We start from the raw sequence: 15,559 nt of genomic DNA, 5'->3' as shown, positions 1-15,559 counted from the left end.
CGCGGCCGATCGAGGTTCATGACCGGCCTCTGCCTTGTGCCTGGTGTTTAACGTGTCCCTACCGAAGGCGCTGCACGCAGGGCACCGAGCACCAATCGATCGCTATGTACCTGGGGTCATCCGACGGGCGAAAGATTGGCCATGCCCTGTTTGGGCGTGTGCCTTCCTTCACTTATCCAACCCGTCATAAACTCGCGGATGTTGCTGCCGCGACCAGCAAGCATCTCGGCAGGCTGATCGATTGTCGACAGTTTGCGAAGGTAGGTCGCTTGCTCTGGGACGAGGCGCAATGTCGCCTTGAGGCTTCCTCGATATCGTCCAGAATAAAAACCGGCTAAAGACGATGATAATGATTTCATCAAATAGAATGAAATCATGCTGACGTCGTGTGTAGACCTATTCTGTAGCCTTCTCGCCTTGCCGGTTTTCATCGCCCCTCACTTCATTGTTGGTTACATGAAATCCCCCAACAAGCATGCGCATCGAAACGGACACGTTGCATTTTGTTATATCATCACCTGTTGACCGCCTTGTCAACAGGTGATGATTTCGTTGCTGTCGTTTGATAATACTCCGTCTGGTGAAGGCGACTCGTTCACCCTGAGTGCGTTCGGGTTCGCTACGGCAGACGGTCTCGGCGTTTGCTCTCCTCGGCTTTCGAAAAGCTGGGCGCAGTAGTGAGTGGCGTGCCCTTGAAATCGCGCGGTGTCGGTAGCTCGGCATCCAATGCGTGGCAGACCGGCGATCGAACCGGTCGACAGCCTTATCGTTGCCGCCAAATGCAGCCCGACGACCTTTGCCGGATTGACGGCAACCTCAATAATTATTGCGGAATTTGCAATAATACTGAATTCGTCACCCATCCCAGGGAACTCAGTCTAGTCATCATGCGTTGACTGTTAAGCTTTGTGCAGCTAATCCTGCTACTCGGTCAATAGGAGAAATCATGCCCAACCGAGTCATAAGCCCGGATGCCAACGACACGACGCGCGAGCGCATTCTAAAAGCCGCCATCCTTCGTTTTTCGGCCCATTCCTATGACAATACGGGCCTTCGCGACATTGCGGCCGACGTTGGGGTGGACATGGCTTACGTCCACCGCTCCTTTGGATCCAAGGAGAAACTTTTCTACGAGGCGGTCAAGGAGAGCGGCAAACCCGAGCAACTCTTCGCCGATGACGATGGCTGCCTGCCCTCAATTCTGACGAAGCAGATCCTGTCAAGGAAGGCCGCCAACGAGATTCGGGTACTCGATATCGTGATACAATCGTTCGCTAGCCCGGCAGCCTCGCGCGTGCTCAACGAGTTCCTCGAAGAGGATTTCGTTACTCCACTGGTGAGCAAGCACCCGATGGTGCCGAGGAGGCGGGCAGCACTGGTCGCAGCGTTTCTGGCGGGTGTTGGCATTCTTAAGGACGTGATCAAGGCCGACCCTCTTCTGAAGGGAGACGCCGCGGCGCTGGAAGAAGACGTCAGGATGGTCATCGCGGCCATCCTTGAGTTGGGCCCGAATGATCTCGACACATCTTGCGATTAAGTTCCGCGCGAACGCGCCGCTGATGACTGAAACAGTTCCGAGTGGACTTGCCGTGCCCAACCTCTCAGCGCACAGCGACGGCCACGATACCCGCATGGCGCCCGACGGATGTCACCTTCGTGTTGACCAGCGCGTCCAGAATGCCGGGATTGTTAGCGAACCCGGTCATCGTAGTCGACGCTATAGCGTCGCCTTGAACCGAACGGCTGATCTCTGCCTCAGCCCGGATGATGGATTGGCGCAGCGATGCAAAAGGAGGGGTCCTGGTGGGAGGAATGGCAGGGCTGGCTTTCGGCGCAGTCGCTGGCTGGACGCGTACCTCCGCCAAAAATGGACGCGTCTGACTCGGAATTTCCGCCGCTCTGCGGTGCTCGCGGCACCTATGTTTTTCAGAAGTGAGGCTATCGTGGCTCCCGGCAGGCTGAGGAATCGAACATTTGACGAGTTGGAGCTCGGAGACACGGCCTCTCTGGTGCGGGTCGCGGGCGTGGACAAAGGCGAGATCGACCCGCCAATGGCAACGGGCGAAGGCGATGCGTCACCGGATACGGCTGCCGAGGCGATGCACGTCTTCAATAGCGTCGTCACGAATGGTGCATGGACGGGCACGCTGATTTCCGAAGTGTTGGGTTCGCAACTGCCCGGGCCCGGGACAACCTATCTCGGACAGGAGTTCCGCTTCCTGAAGCCGGTCCTGTCTGGCGACACGATCACAGCGACGGTTCGCGTCACCAGGAAACTGCCGGCAAACCGGGTTGTGATCCTCGACACGACATGCTCGAACCAGAAGGGCGAAGAGGTCCTCTCAGGGACTGCGACGGTGATTGCGCCTGCCCATTCCATAGAGTGGCCAACGCCGCAACCGTCCGGTCACGCAACGGCACGCAGCGATCGATACGACGCCTTTGTGCGGCAGGCCCGCGAACTGCCGATGGTACGCGCGGCGATCGTGCATCCATGCTCGACCGAGGCAATACTCGCTGCCGTCGAAGTCCGCGAAAGAGGATTGTTCGAGCCGCTCCTTGTCGGCCCCGAGGCCAAGATCCGGGCGGCGGCGGCAGTCGCGAAAACCGACCTCGACGGGATCGCGATCGAGCACGCTCCGCATAGCCATGCCGCGGCGGCGCGTGCGGTGGAACTTGCCGTTTCCGGCAGGGTGGCGGTCCTTGTCAAAGGCAGCCTGCATACAGACGAATTGCTTGGCGCCATCGTCGCGCCGGGATCCGGGTTGAGAACCGAGCGCCGCATCAGCCATGTGTTCGCGCTGGACGTGCCCGCCTACAGCAAGCCGTTGATCGTTACCGATGCGGCGATCAATATCCAGCCGACGCTCGATCAGAAGCGAGACATTTGCCAGAACGCAGTCGGTCTGCTGCGGGCACTTGGCGTCGAAAAGCCGCGCGTTGCTGTGCTCGCCGCAGTCGAGACGGTGAATCTAAAGATGCAGGCGACCCTCGATGCGGCCGCCCTGACCGTAATGGCGGCGCGGAGTCAGATTACCGGCGCGTACGTCGACGGGCCGCTCGCATTCGACAATGCGATCAGTATCGATGCGGCGCGGACCAAAGGGATCGTCTCCGAGGTCGCCGGCAAAGCCGACATCCTCCTGGTCCCCGACCTTGAAGCAGGCAACATGCTCGCCAAACAACTCATCTATTTTGCCGGAGCAACGGCAGCCGGGATCGTGCTCGGGGCACGCGTGCCGATCGTGCTGACCAGCCGCTCCGACCCGCTCGCCGCGCGGATCGTTTCGGCAGCCCTCGCAAAGTTGCTTGTGGGCCGCAGCGAGCGGCTCGCGGCGGGGACAGCAGCATGAGCGCCAAGCTGCTGATCACGTTCAACGCCGGTTCGTCGACCGTCAAGATCGGCCTGTTCTCCGTGGAAGGGCGGCATCTCGAACCTGTCGGCAAGGGCATGATCGACTTTCGAAGCACGCCGCTGCGCTTCCAATTCCTGGAAGGGTCGCAGCATGTCGATGTCGAGCTCAAGGCACAACCGGGCGAGGAACTGGACGAGGTTCTCAGCGAAGCGTTCAATCATCTGGCAGGGCACTACAGGCTCGACTGTCTGGCGGCGATCGGGCATCGCGTGGTGCATGGCGGCGACATATTCTCAGGCCCGGTGCTTGTCGATGAAGGTTCACTACGTCAGATGGAGGCCCTTGTTCCGTTAGCGCCGCTGCACCAACCGCAGGCCCTTAGATTGATCCGCGCCATCAGGCGGCTCCGGCCAGACCTTCGCCAGACCGCTTCCTTTGACACGAGCTTTCATCGCACAAATTCCGACCTGGTGCGCCGCTTCGCCCTCCCGCGAGCACTCCACGAGCGCGGGATCAAGCGCTACGGGTTTCACGGACTATCTTACGCGTTCATCGCAGGTGAGCTCGCACGCAATTGGCCGCAATTGGCCAGCGGCAAGGTCATTGCTGCGCATCTCGGTTCCGGTGCCAGCCTCTGCGCCATGCAGGACGGCGGCAGCGTCGATACCAGCATGGGCTTTTCGACCCTCGACGGCGTGCCGATGGCGACGCGATGCGGCGCGCTGGATGCCGGAGTGCTTCTCCATCTGCTGTCGCAGGAAGGGATGCCGGTGGCAGTTCTGGAGGATATGCTCTATCACCGCTCCGGACTACTCGGTGCTTCAGGTATCAGCGCCGACAGCCGCGACCTTCTGGCGAGCGAGGCGCCGGAAGCAAGGGAGGCTCTGGATCTCTTCACGCTGCGCGTCGCCGGAGAAGCGGCTCGGCTTGCCGCAACGATGGGTGGTCTCGACGCCATGGTGTTCACCGCCGGCATCGGCGAACATCAACCAGCGATCAGGGCCGACATCTGCAGCCGACTGATGTGGCTCGGCATCGATCTCGATCCCGCCGCGAACGCCGCCAATCAATCGATCATAACAAGCGCCGCGAGCCGGATTCCGGTGATCATCATTGCGACGGACGAGGAGCAGGTGATCGCCACCGATGCTCTGCGCGTCCTGATGAGGTGAGATATGGAGGCGGTCTTCGATCTATGCGGGAAACGTGGGCTCGTCGTCAACGTAGCAAATGAGATTCCCATTGCTGTCGGCTGCGCGACGGCGTTCCGTGCTGTCGGCGTAGACCTCACGATCACCTATCTGGATGAAAGGGCGGCTCCGTTCGCCGACAGATCTCACTGTCTCCACGCACGCCTCGAAAAGCCGCTTTCCTATTTCGACATTTTTCCTGGCGATCTGGACTTTACGGCCGCCTCCCCACTACCGGTATCCTGAACCGGGACAGGGGCACTGGGCGAGCTCTCTCCATCTCCTTCGACCAAAGACAGATATTCATCCATGGCTTGAAACCAGTGGTCGAGTTCTTTTCCGTTCGGGCACCCTTCTGCTTCCCATAATTCATGTGCGCGATTGCGAACCCAGTTCTCATCGATGTCCGACATCTGATCTTCTTCCTCAAGTGTGTGGATTGTTACTGCGGTTGTAACGGATCAGGCAGGCCAATATCCGGTCATGCGCCTCCGCTTTCTCGGAATATCTGCGTCACCGCCCGCCGGTCGATTGGAAAGGGGAGCGAGCCTGCCCATTCGAGCAAGTCATCGATATGGCAGAGTCTAAATCGGAGCCCTACCAAGCTGGTGTTGGAAAGGTCTTCACAAGAAATTGCCGACATCCTCATTTTGACGGCAATTTAGATTAATCATCATTCGATGACAACAGGAATCATCGGCCGATGATAACTTCTGTCGCGGAGCCCTAGCCCCCAAGCGCCCAGTGATATGAATCTTTGCCAGTGGTGATGCGCTTGGCAGCGACCAGTGGGAGCGGAACAAGGATTTCGTGCCCAGTGATAGGAAGAATCACTGTTCGAGGATGTCTTCGCCCATGAGCGCGTAGATGAGCGACGATTGCGCAACATTTCGGCTTTCCACGGACGCGACTGCCGTCATGTGGCTACCCTCGCGATCCCCTCTGTGCTTTCTGATTGATTTTAGTCAACGACTGATGACAATATCATCTATAGGGTTCATGCTGCTTTAAGGCGAACGGATATTGAGATTCGCAGAAGAATTCGCTTTCAGTTTTTCTAATTTCGGAGGAGTGCATGGACGGGCAGCCGGAAGAGACAAGCGGGTTGCTCGCCCTTCGGGAGCTGGCGCTCGACCTGCATTGGTCCTGGAACCACGCCTCCGACCGGCTGTGGAGGGAGCTCGATGCCGAAACATGGGAAACCACGGGCAATCCATGGGGTGTTCTCCACACCGTCTCGCGCTCCAAAACAAGGGCTCTGCTTGCTCAGTCCGATTTCAGGCAAACTATCGAAGCATTGCTGAAGGAGAAGCGGGAGGCTGCAAACGAATCGAGATGGTTCCAACAAGCACACCCAGCCTCGCCGCTGAAAACCGTAGCCTATTTCAGCCTGGAGTTCATGCTGACCGAAGCCTTGCCCATCTATTCGGGCGGGCTGGGCAACGTGGCGGGAGATCAGCTGAAAACCGCCAGCGATCTCGGCGTGCCGGTCGTCGGGGTGGGCTTGCTTTATTCACAAGGCTACTTCCGTCAATCGATAGGGCGGGACGGTAGCCAGGAAGCCCTCTACCCGGTCAACGAGCCGGATCAGCTCCCAATCCAGCCGTTGCGTTCCGCCGATGGCGAATGGTTGCGACTGCAAATCGACCTTCCCGGATGCAAGCTCTGGATCAGAACCTGGGAAGTCCAGATCGGACGGCTGAAGCTTTACCTGCTGGACATGAACGATCCCGCAAATCCCGCGACGTATCGATGCATCACGAGCGAGCTTTATGGCGGCGGCCCCGAGACGCGTCTGATGCAGGAAATGATATTGGGAATGGCCGGTTGGCAGCTCCTTCGCACACTCGGGCTCGAACCGCAGGTCTGCCATTTGAATGAAGGGCATGCGGCCTTTGCCGCTCTGGAGCGCATCCGCTGCTTCCGGGTCGATCATGACGTATCTTTTGCCGAGGCTCTGGCGGCAACACGGGTCGGCAATGTTTTCACCACTCATACCGCCGTCGCGGCCGGTTTCGACCGCTTCGCGCCTGAACTGATCACAAAATACTTCCGGTCCTATGCCGAAAATCATCTCGGCATCGCCATCGCCGATTTTCTGGCCCTCGGCAGGAAGGATCGCAACGATGACCTTGAGCCGTTCAACATGGCTTACCTGGCCATCCGTTCGAGCGGCGCGGTGAACGCCGTCAGTGCGCTCCACGGAAAGGTTAGCCGGTCGCTCTTTCAGCCTCTCTTCCCTGGTTGGCCGACCGACGACGTGCCAATCGGGCATGTGACGAACGGCATACATGTTCCGACATGGGACTCGGTTCAGTCCGACGCTCTGTGGACCGAAGCCGCAGGCAAGGATCGCTGGCGTGGCGACCTGACCGGACTGGAAACCGGCATCCTCAAGCTCGACATCCAGCAAATCTGGCGAATGCGCAATGAATCGAGGCAAAACCTTTGCGATCGGGTTCGCAGGCAATATCTGCGCCAGCGCGTGGAAGACGCGGAGATCGGCGGTGGGCTCGACGCCGCCCATGGGATTTTCGACCCGCATGCCCTGACACTCGGATTTGCGCGCCGCTTCGCAACCTACAAACGTCCTGCTCTTCTGCTGCGCGATCCCGACAGGCTGGTCCGCATCCTGACCGATGCCCGGCACCCGGTCCAGCTCGTGTTGGCCGGCAAGGCTCATCCTCAGGATGCCGAAGGCCAGGCGCTGATCAAAGCCTGGAACGAATTCGCCAGACGGCCGGAACTGAGATCCCGGCTTATCTTCGTGCGCGACTACAACATGCGCCAGGCCGAATGGCTCGTCCAAGGGGTCGATGTGTGGATCAACACGCCGCGCCGGCCCTGGGAAGCCAGCGGCACCAGCGGCATGAAAATTCTTGCCAACGGCGGGCTCAATCTGTCGGAACTCGATGGCTGGTGGGCGGAGGCCTATGAACCCGAGGTCGGATGGGCCATAGGCGACGGCGAGGAGCACGGAGACGATCCGACTGTTGACGAGGCGGAAGCGGATGCACTCTATTCGCTCCTGGAGGACGTCATCGTTCCCGAATTCTACAGCCGCAATCAGGATGGGATTCCCACTCGCTGGATTGAGCGGGTCCGCGAAAGCATGGCCAGCCTCGCGCCACGGTTTTCGACAAATCGCACCGTTCGGGAATATGCGGAGAAATTCTATCTCCCTGCCGCCGTGGCCTATGAAGCGCGCTCGGCGGAAGGCGGCAAGGTCGCGCGGGAACTGGCGCGATGGAAACAGGACCTCGACAGGCTCTGGCCGCATGTGCGCTTCGGCGCCGTAAATACGGAAGAGGCTGAAGACACCCGCCTTTTCTCTGTCGAGGTCTATCTCGGCGAACTGCCGCCGGAGATGGTCAAAGTGGAACTCTACGCCGAACCGATGGCGGGCGAAAAGGCGTTCCTCGCGGTGATGACAGGACAGGATTCGGGCCAAGGCTCTTATCGATACCGCGCCTCCATCCCCCCGAACCGGCCGGTCTCCGACTTCACGCCGCGCATCGTCCCCTATCACCCGCTGGCCCGCCTGCCTCTGGAGGACACAAGGATCGCCTGGCAGCGGTAGGGAAGGATCGGCAATTGGCGCGATACGCACGTAAGACAACGCAAATATCGAACAAGTGACACAACCACAGGAGATGTGATGATGTTCAGTTCCAAATCTTCGAAGAAGAGTGACAAATCCGGCCAGTTCATTGTTGAAGTCAGGAAGCCGAAAAAGAGGCTCGTCCGTCCAAATGATGCGTCCTCGCAAACCATCCAGCGCCAGCAAGACAGAAACGCCGCGAAGGCGGATGTGAGGGACGCGTCGGTGTTCCGCTCCTGGGCGATGCCGGAAGAGGCGGAGTGATATTTAGCTGGCGAAAAAGGTTCGGCCACAGATATGCCGGCAACTACGTTGGCGTCGATATCGACTTCCATCGTGTCGTTTTAGCGCGGCCCCAGCCGTGACGGCTGCTGCCCCTTCACCAACGATAATGATCCCGCGCCTCAACTCCGACACCTGAACTGCTCGGACATCCTGAACGGCCATTCAAGGTGCTCCTCCCACTTGCAGAATTACATATCTGGTTTTATGTAAGTGTGTAATTCATATTTGCAGGTGTCAAGGAGCCGCCCGATGAAACCGATACCGCTCACAGAGAAGCTTTCTGTCATAGGGCAGCTTCAACCCGAGGAGTTCGTCGAACTCGCCCGGCGCGGCTTCAAGACGATCATCAACAATCGGCCGGATGGTGAAGAGGCTTCTCAGCCGGGGACAGCGGCAGAGGAAGCCGCGGCGAGAGCGGCAGGTCTCGACTATGTCTTCATCCCGGTGACGAGCAGCAACATGGGGCCGGAAGACGTGCGGCGCTTCGCGGAGACGATCGTCGCCTCGGACGGTCCGGTGCTTGCGCATTGCCGATCCGGGGCCCGGTCCTTCTACATGTGGGTTCTGGCCGGTGACGCCGACGTCGTGGGCCTCAGCGACGACGAACTGATTGCCGTCGCCGGCGAGATCGGCATTGCGCCCGACAACGCCCGCGACTGGCTGGCCGCGCATCGACACACCGGCAAGCCGGAGGTCAAGGGCTTCTACGAGAAGCGCACCGGCAGCATTCAATATGTCGTCAACGATCCCGCGACGAAGAAATGCGTCATCATCGACCCGGTGCTCGACTATGACGAGAAGTCAGGATCGACCAGCACCGAGCAGGCAGATACGATTCTCGCCTACATTGCGGAGAAGGGCCTTACCGTCGAGTGGGTCCTCGACACCCATCCGCACGCCGACCACTTTTCCGCGGCCCGCTACCTCAAGGACAAGACCGGAGCTCCGACAGCGATCGGCGCGCACGTCGTCGATGTGCAGAAGCTCTGGAAGGCGTTCTACAACTGGCCTGACTTCCCGGCTGACGGCAGCCAATGGGATCGGCTCTTCACCGAAGGCGACACATTCAAGGTCGGCACGATCGAAGCGAGGGTGATGTTCTCGCCAGGGCACACGCTTGCTTCGGTCACCTATGTCATCGGCGACGCCGCTTTCGTCCATGACACGCTGTTCATGCCGGACTCCGGAACTGCACGCGCCGATTTCCCGGGCGGCAGCGCAAAAGTTCTCTGGAAGTCGATCCAGGACATACTCGCCCTTCCTGACGAAACCCGCGTCTTCACCGGCCACGACTATCAGCCCGGTGGGCGCGAGCCGTTGTGGGAAAGCACCATTGGCAAGGAGAAGCGCTCCAATCCGCATATCGTCGGCCAGACGGAGGAAAGCTTCGTCAAATTACGCGAGGAGCGCGACGCGACCCTGCCGATGCCCAAGCTCATCCTGCATGCGCTGCAGGTGAACATCAACGGCGGCCGGCTTCCCGAGCCGGAGGGTAACGGCAAGCGCTACCTGAAGATCCCGCTGGACGTGCTCGAGGGGGCTGTCTGGTGACGGACACCTATTTCGCTCCCCTGGGCGGCGGCGCGCTGATCGGCTTGTCGGCCAGTCTTCTCATGCTGCTCAACGGTCACATCGCCGGGATCAGCGGTATCGTCGGCGGGTTGCTTTGCCATCGCGGCCAGCGCTTGGGTCATGACATCGCCTTCGTCGCCGGCCTTCTTCTCGGTCCGCTGACCTATCTCGTCATCTTCGGAACAGCCCCACAGGTGGTCGTTGCGGCGTCCTGGCCGTTGCTGATCGTCGCTGGTCTGCTCGTCGGCTTCGGCACGCGCATGGGTTCCGGCTGCACCTCCGGACATGGCATCTCGGGACTGGCACGACTGTCTCCCCGGTCCTTCGCGGCGGTGCTGACCTTTCTGATCACCGCGATCTTGACAGTGCTCGTGATGCGGCTCGGAGGCTGGCTATGACGGCGGCCATGCGCATCCTGACGAGCCTTGCCGCCGGCCTGCTCTTCGGGCTCGGCCTTGCGATCTCCGGCCTCCTCAATCCCGCAAAGGTGAAAGCTTTCCTCGACATCACAGGTGCATGGGACCCGAGTCTGATCTTCGTTCTCGGCGCCGGCGTCGTCGTCGCCTTCATCGGCTACAGGATCGCCTTCGCGATCAACAAGCCTCTGTTCGACGATAAGCTTCAGCTGCCGACCAAGACCCGCATCGACCGCCCACTCATCATCGGTTCATCGATCTTCGGCGTCGGCTGGGGGTTGGCCGGCTTCTGCCCCGGTCCTGCAATCGCATCCCTCTCGCTTGGTCTGCTGCCCGCAGTGATCTTCGCGGTCGCCATGTTCATCGGAATGGTCACCCATGATCGATTTCTGGCCGGGAAGGTGTGAGCCATGCTTGCCAATCTCGGCCCGGCATTCGCTTCGGGCGGCCTCGTCGGCTTCTCCCTGGGTCTCGTCGGGGGTGGTGGCTCGATCCTGGCGACGCCTTTGCTGCTCTACGTGGTCGGAGTAACCCAACCGCATATTGCCATAGGAACCAGCGCGCTCGCCGTATCCGTCAACGCCTTCGCCAATCTCATCGGCCATGCGAAGAGCGGCAATGTCCGCTGGCGCTGTGCGATCATCTTCGCAGGCATCGGCACGCTCGGCGCGTTCGCCGGCTCGACCCTCGGCAAACTCGTCGACGGTCAGCGGCTGCTTTTCTTGTTTGGCCTGCTGATGGTCCTCGTCGGCATCCTCATGCTGCGTCCGCGTAAGCCCGGAAGCGCTCCGGAACGTCCTGCGGATCTGCGCACCTGCCTCGTCACGGCCGCCGTCGCATTTGTCGCCGGATCGGCATCTGGCTTCTTCGGGATCGGCGGCGGTTTCTTGATCGTACCCGCGCTCATTCTGGCAACCGGCATGCCGATAATCAATGCGATCGGCTCTTCACTTTTGGCGGTCGGTAGCTTCGGGCTCGCCACGGCGCTCAACAATGCCGCTTCCGGCCTCGTCGATTGGCCCGTTGCCTTCGAGTTCATCGCAGGAGGGCTCGCCGGCGGCGTTGCTGGCATGATGCTCGCCAATCGCCTGTCGACGGGCAAGAACACGCTGAATCGTATCTTTGCGGGCCTGATCTTTGTCGTCGCGGCCTACGTGCTCTATCGCAGCGCTGGCGCCTTCATGACTTGATTCCATTTCGTACTTTCGCGGTTTCCAACGGTTTGGAGCCGCACAGCAATATGCTTGAACACAGGAGATGACCATGATCGAAGACTGGAAAAAACTCATCGAGAATATGAATGGCGGCGTAAGGTCCCTCCGGCAGGATGCGCCCAATGTTATGAAAGCCTTCAGCGACATGTCACGGGCCGCACATAGCGGCGAAGCGCTCGACCAGACGACGAAGGAGTTGATTGCACTTGCCATTGGCGTCGCGACGCGGTGTCAGCCTTGTATAGCCTATCATGCCGAAGGTGCCGTCAAAGCCGGCGCGAGCCGTGAGCAGATCAGCGAGACCTTGGCTATGGCCGTCTATATGGGCGCGGGGCCGTCGGTCATGTACGCGGCCCAGGCGCTTGAAGCCTGCGATCAACTCGCGGGGTAGCTGTGCATCTCATTGACCTGTAGAAGCGCGATATCGTAGCGTATCCTTTCTGCCGTTGTGACGCGCTCCTGCGGCAATTCAATGCTCGGAGAGAGTGCCCCGCCTGCACACTTAAGAGTGGTTTAAGGCATGCCTTCCGGTCAACGTATTCGCACGAAGTTGGCCGCGCCCCGCACGATCCCGCTTCGCTCCGGCCGGACGTCCGGTTTGACCATGCTCAAGAGCGCCTGTTCAGGATCGCCGGCGCCGAACACCGCCTCGATGCTGCGCACACACAAGACGACGGTGTCATCGGCGAGGCTGTAATAAACCTGCTTCGCCTGCCGGCGCGTTGTCACGAGTTCTGCCTTGCGGAGTTCGGCGAGCTGCTGGCTGAGTGCTGGCTGGCCGATCCCGCTCGCCATGTCGATTTCGGTGACCGATTTTTCACCTTCGAGCAGAAGGGACAAGATCATCAATCTTTGCGGCTGAGCGAACCTGCGAAGCTTGTCGGCCGCGATATCCGCTTGCGCCCGCGATTGCCAGAGCGTCATCATCCATCCCTCCGACAGAACCAGTCGGCTTCATCCTGAGCCTTTTCGTCGGCGGGATGAAGCAGTGGCTGGCCCGGCTGCCAGTCGGCCGGCGCCAGCTTCTCGCCCGAATAGGTGGCTTGCAAGGCCGCCACCATCCGCACCATCTCGTCGACCGAACGCCCGATCGTCAGAGGGTAATGGGTGATCGCCCGGATCACGCCTTCCGGGTCGATGAAATAGCTCGCCCGAACGCCCGCGCTGTCTTCAGGCGCTTCGTCGATCATGCCGTAGGCTCGGCCTACGAGCATCGAGGGATCTTCGATGACTGGGAAGGGAATGTCGACCGAGAACAGCTCGCGGATGGCGCGGCTCCAGGCGAGATGCGCATAGAGACTGTCGACCGATAGTCCCAACAGCGCACAGTCGAGAGCCGCGAACCGGTCATGCGCCTTAGCGAGTGCAACGAACTCCGTCGTGCAGACGGGCGTGAAATCGGCCGGGTGCGAGAAGAATACCAGCCACCGGCCCTTGAAGTCGGAAAGCCGAACCGGGCCCTGGGTGGATCGGGCTTCAAAATCAGGGGCGGCGTCGCCCATTCGCAAAGCGGGAGAGGAAATACTGGTCGATACGTCGTTCATTGAAGTCATGGTCTCGAAAGCGTCATGACCGAGTTTGTCACACGCCCGTCGGGTTGACGCAATACGATTACACAATTACACAATTTGATAAACAGATAAATAGCGATCGCCTGACGGTGGTATGGCCGTCCGTTCGCAGCAGTTCGGGAACGAACGATAACGTCCAGGATCTTGGCATTCCGATCTGATCTCGAGCCCTGAGCAGACAGAGGGCCTTATGATGAGATATTGGAAGTCCACTGCTTGCCCGGCATCCGCGCGTCCTTCGATGGAAAGAGAAGCGCGATGTTTGATGCCCGGCTGTCGGTAAGAATTCAATTGGGCTTCATTGTCAGCTTCCATTTCATCTTTCCAGTACGCTCTATTGGCCTTGCAGTCGGTCCAAATTCTGACCTTCGGTTTGTCCGGAGGTCGCAACGCCAATTTGATAGACGTCAGCAAAAAATTGCGTCTTGGCGACATTGGATTATGTCCCCATCCAGATCGTGGGGCAGAAGCGTCACGCTACAATATCCGAGAATGCTATTTCTCGCGCTTACAAACTGCTGACAACGCGCCGTCATCGAAGCTGTGTCAGCAAAAAAGCGCCCCGTAGGGCGCTTCTTAAGCTTTTGATTTTCATGAAGAAAACTGGAGCGGGCGAAGGGATTCGAACCCTCGACCCCAACCTTGGCAAGGTTGTGCTCTACCCCTGAGCTACACCCGCTCGCGCCAGTCATTCCGGAAACCGTTCGTTTCCGTCAGGCAGGCGCTATATGGACCAACGGTTCGGAGATTGCAACAGGGAAATTTGCTTCTTTGTGCAAGATATTTTCCGGTTCCCTCCAAAGCTGTGGATGAAGTCAACGCCCGAGGCGTGTGACGCTGATCAGCGAGGCAAACAGTGCGAAGCCGGACGCGAAGAAGAGAATATAGGGTGTACCTTCCACGCCCCATTGCGACAGCAGAAAGGCGACGAAAGCCGCCCCCAGCGATTGGCCGAGAAGGCGCGCCGTGCCCAGCATGCCGCTGGCGGCCCCGCTGCGTGAGCGTGGCGTGGAGGTAATCATCATGCGATTGTTCGGTGCCTGAAAGAGGCCGAAACCAATTCCGCAAATTGCCATGCGCCAGCATATATCCGGGATCGACGGATGTTCCGGCAGCATGCCGACCAGAGCAAGGCCGATGGCGAATATGATGAGCCCAAGCAGGCCCAGAATTGCCGGTGAGTGTTTGTCGGACAGTTTGCCCGAAAGCGGCGCGACGATGGCAAGCGCAATGGGCCAGGGCATCATCAGGAAACCAACCTCGATCGGCCTGAAGCCAAAGACGACCTGAAAGAGGAACGGCAGAGAGATGAACGCCATCATTTGCGCCAGAAACGACATGATCGAAGTGCAGATGGAAAGCGTAAAGACGGGAATGCGCAAGAGGTCGAGCGGCAGCAGCGGATCGGCCATGCGCAGCGACCGCCGTGTGAGGAGAACAGCTGCGGTTACGCAGCCCACCGCCTGCAACAGCACGACGACAGAACCGATTTCGTTGCCTGCACTGTCGATGGTCGTGACCAGAAGGCCGAAGGTGAGCGCTGACAGGATGGCGCTGACCACGTCGAACTTCCGTGCGGAGCGCTCATTCTCGGGCAGGCTTTTGAGGCCCATCAGGACGGCAGCAACGCCGAGTGGAATATTGATGACGAAAAGCCACGGCCAGCTCAGGGATGATAGCATGACACCGGCAAGCGTCGGCCCGATGGTCGATGAAACGGCGACGAAGAGTGCATTGAGGCCGATGGCTGTACCGAATTTCGCCTGCGGCACCGTATAGCGCAAAAGGGCGGTGTTGACGCTCATCAGGCCTGCTGCACCCAGTCCCTGTATGATGCGGGCGAAAGTGAGCGCTTCCAGTGAACGTGAGAAAACGCAGGCGACGGAAGCGACGGTGAACAATGCCACGCCGCCAAGATAGACACGCCTGTAGCCATAGATTTCACCAAGTGCTGCAAGCGGAAGCAAGGTGACCACAATTGCAAGCTGGTAGCCGTTGACGATCCAGATCGAGGCTGCAGGACCAGCCGAAAAATCGGCGGCAATCGTCGGGAGGGCGACATTTGCGATGGTGCCATCGATGACGGCAAGCGTCAGGCCCACCATCAGGGTTGCCCATGCCCAATAGATTCTCGGCTTGGGCAAACCGTCCGGAGCGACGGACGTGCCTTGATGGATCGCGGTTTCGTGCTTCATATTATGACCAGTATTCGGATTAATATGGCTGGCGCTTCCATGTTCGCCGGAACCGCTTCAAATGCCAAAAATAAAAACAGGTTTCCTATAACCTTAACCCTATTGGGAAGGTCAGCAAGCTATCTAGCCGAAAATTGCCTGCCGAAAACCGTTTTCGGG

18 protein-coding genes and 1 tRNA gene are annotated in these 15,559 nt (G+C 59.5%); 11 read left to right on the top strand and 8 right to left on the bottom strand.

Annotated features, from left to right (window positions below; genetic code table 11):
• Positions 1–116 precede the first annotated feature (116 nt).
• Together OHI65_RS19625 and OHI65_RS19620 are read right to left on the bottom strand one after the other, a co-directional pair.
• Positions 117–431 carry a hypothetical protein gene (locus OHI65_RS19625; protein ID WP_125301472.1) on the bottom strand — a complete coding sequence of 105 codons (315 nt, stop codon included), beginning with the start codon at positions 429–431 and terminating at the stop codon, positions 117–119.
• Positions 432–533: 102 nt separating this feature from the next.
• Positions 534–863, bottom strand: a complete 330-nt coding sequence (locus tag OHI65_RS19620; protein WP_125301470.1) for a hypothetical protein — start codon at positions 861–863, stop codon at positions 534–536.
• An 83-nt stretch (positions 864–946) separates the two neighbouring features.
• On the opposite strand from OHI65_RS19620, the gene OHI65_RS19615 reads away from it, so the two are divergent.
• Positions 947–1,537: a TetR family transcriptional regulator gene (locus OHI65_RS19615; protein ID WP_125301468.1), complete on the top strand. Its 591-nt coding sequence runs from the start codon at positions 947–949 to the stop codon at positions 1,535–1,537.
• A gap of 64 nt (positions 1,538–1,601) precedes the next feature.
• Here OHI65_RS19615 and OHI65_RS19610 read toward each other — a convergent pair whose 3' ends face one another.
• Positions 1,602–1,865, bottom strand: a complete 264-nt coding sequence (locus OHI65_RS19610; RefSeq protein ID WP_256886443.1) for a hypothetical protein — start codon at positions 1,863–1,865, stop codon at positions 1,602–1,604.
• Between the two features lie 54 nt (positions 1,866–1,919).
• On the opposite strand from OHI65_RS19610, the gene OHI65_RS19605 reads away from it, so the two are divergent.
• The 3 genes from OHI65_RS19605 to OHI65_RS19595 are packed head-to-tail and all read left to right on the top strand — an operon-like array spanning position 1,920 to position 4,792.
• Positions 1,920–3,353 carry a bifunctional enoyl-CoA hydratase/phosphate acetyltransferase gene (locus tag OHI65_RS19605; protein ID WP_097141127.1) on the top strand — a complete coding sequence of 478 codons (1,434 nt, stop codon included), beginning with the start codon at positions 1,920–1,922 and terminating at the stop codon, positions 3,351–3,353.
• On the top strand, positions 3,350–4,528 hold the full coding sequence (locus OHI65_RS19600) for an acetate/propionate family kinase (protein WP_097141128.1): 1,179 nt from the start codon (positions 3,350–3,352) through the stop codon (positions 4,526–4,528). The genes OHI65_RS19605 and OHI65_RS19600 overlap by 4 nt, the downstream gene beginning before the upstream one ends.
• 3 nt (positions 4,529–4,531) lie before the next feature.
• On the top strand, positions 4,532–4,792 hold the full coding sequence (locus OHI65_RS19595) for a hypothetical protein (RefSeq protein ID WP_176526796.1): 261 nt from the start codon (positions 4,532–4,534) through the stop codon (positions 4,790–4,792).
• On the opposite strand, the gene OHI65_RS23080 is transcribed toward OHI65_RS19595, so the two are convergent.
• Complete coding sequence (locus OHI65_RS23080; RefSeq protein ID WP_097141129.1) at positions 4,729–4,959, bottom strand: DUF2934 domain-containing protein; 231 nt, start codon at positions 4,957–4,959, stop codon at positions 4,729–4,731. The genes OHI65_RS19595 and OHI65_RS23080 overlap by 64 nt on opposite strands.
• Positions 4,960–5,621: 662 nt before the next feature.
• On the opposite strand from OHI65_RS23080, the gene glgP reads away from it, so the two are divergent.
• The 7 genes from glgP to OHI65_RS19560 all read left to right on the top strand — a co-directional run bounded on the left by glgP (position 5,622) and on the right by OHI65_RS19560 (position 12,025).
• Positions 5,622–8,126 carry an alpha-glucan family phosphorylase gene (gene glgP / locus OHI65_RS19590; protein ID WP_097141130.1) on the top strand — a complete coding sequence of 835 codons (2,505 nt, stop codon included), beginning with the start codon at positions 5,622–5,624 and terminating at the stop codon, positions 8,124–8,126.
• Between the two features lie 78 nt (positions 8,127–8,204).
• Positions 8,205–8,411, top strand: coding sequence for a hypothetical protein (locus OHI65_RS19585; RefSeq protein WP_097141131.1), 207 nt, complete (start codon positions 8,205–8,207; stop codon positions 8,409–8,411).
• A gap of 270 nt (positions 8,412–8,681) precedes the next feature.
• Positions 8,682–9,983: a bifunctional sulfur transferase/dioxygenase Blh gene (blh, locus tag OHI65_RS19580; protein WP_125301466.1), complete on the top strand. Its 1,302-nt coding sequence runs from the start codon at positions 8,682–8,684 to the stop codon at positions 9,981–9,983.
• A complete protein-coding gene (locus OHI65_RS19575; protein WP_235824447.1) occupies positions 9,977–10,402 on the top strand; it encodes a YeeE/YedE family protein in 426 nt (141 codons plus the stop codon). The genes blh and OHI65_RS19575 overlap by 7 nt, the downstream gene beginning before the upstream one ends.
• Positions 10,399–10,827 (top strand): YeeE/YedE family protein, encoded by a 429-nt coding sequence (locus OHI65_RS19570; RefSeq protein ID WP_125301464.1) that lies wholly within the window; start codon positions 10,399–10,401, stop codon positions 10,825–10,827. The genes OHI65_RS19575 and OHI65_RS19570 overlap by 4 nt, the downstream gene beginning before the upstream one ends.
• A gap of 3 nt (positions 10,828–10,830) precedes the next feature.
• Positions 10,831–11,610, top strand: coding sequence for a sulfite exporter TauE/SafE family protein (locus OHI65_RS19565; RefSeq protein ID WP_264358775.1), 780 nt, complete (start codon positions 10,831–10,833; stop codon positions 11,608–11,610).
• 73 nt (positions 11,611–11,683) lie between these two features.
• On the top strand, positions 11,684–12,025 hold the full coding sequence (locus tag OHI65_RS19560; RefSeq protein WP_125301462.1) for a carboxymuconolactone decarboxylase family protein: 342 nt from the start codon (positions 11,684–11,686) through the stop codon (positions 12,023–12,025).
• 140 nt (positions 12,026–12,165) lie between these two features.
• Here the strand turns inward: OHI65_RS19560 and OHI65_RS19555 are convergent, their stop codons facing one another.
• From OHI65_RS19555 to OHI65_RS19540, 4 genes are all read right to left on the bottom strand, one after another.
• Complete coding sequence (locus OHI65_RS19555; RefSeq protein WP_125301460.1) at positions 12,166–12,561, bottom strand: ArsR/SmtB family transcription factor; 396 nt, start codon at positions 12,559–12,561, stop codon at positions 12,166–12,168.
• A complete protein-coding gene (locus OHI65_RS19550) occupies positions 12,558–13,187 on the bottom strand; it encodes a peroxiredoxin (RefSeq protein ID WP_374788787.1) in 630 nt (209 codons plus the stop codon). Before OHI65_RS19550 ends, OHI65_RS19555 begins: the two co-directional genes overlap by 4 nt.
• Before the next feature lie 622 nt (positions 13,188–13,809).
• A tRNA-Gly gene (locus OHI65_RS19545) sits at positions 13,810–13,884 on the bottom strand.
• 136 nt (positions 13,885–14,020) lie between these two features.
• Positions 14,021–15,400, bottom strand: a complete 1,380-nt coding sequence (locus tag OHI65_RS19540; RefSeq protein ID WP_125299953.1) for an MFS transporter — start codon at positions 15,398–15,400, stop codon at positions 14,021–14,023.
• Between the last annotated feature and the right edge of the window lie 159 nt (positions 15,401–15,559).

The organism is Brucella sp. MAB-22, from assembly GCF_025908475.1.
GTDB lineage: Bacteria > Pseudomonadota > Alphaproteobacteria > Rhizobiales > Rhizobiaceae > Brucella > Brucella anthropi.
This window is presented reverse-complemented; position numbering and strand designations above follow the sequence as displayed.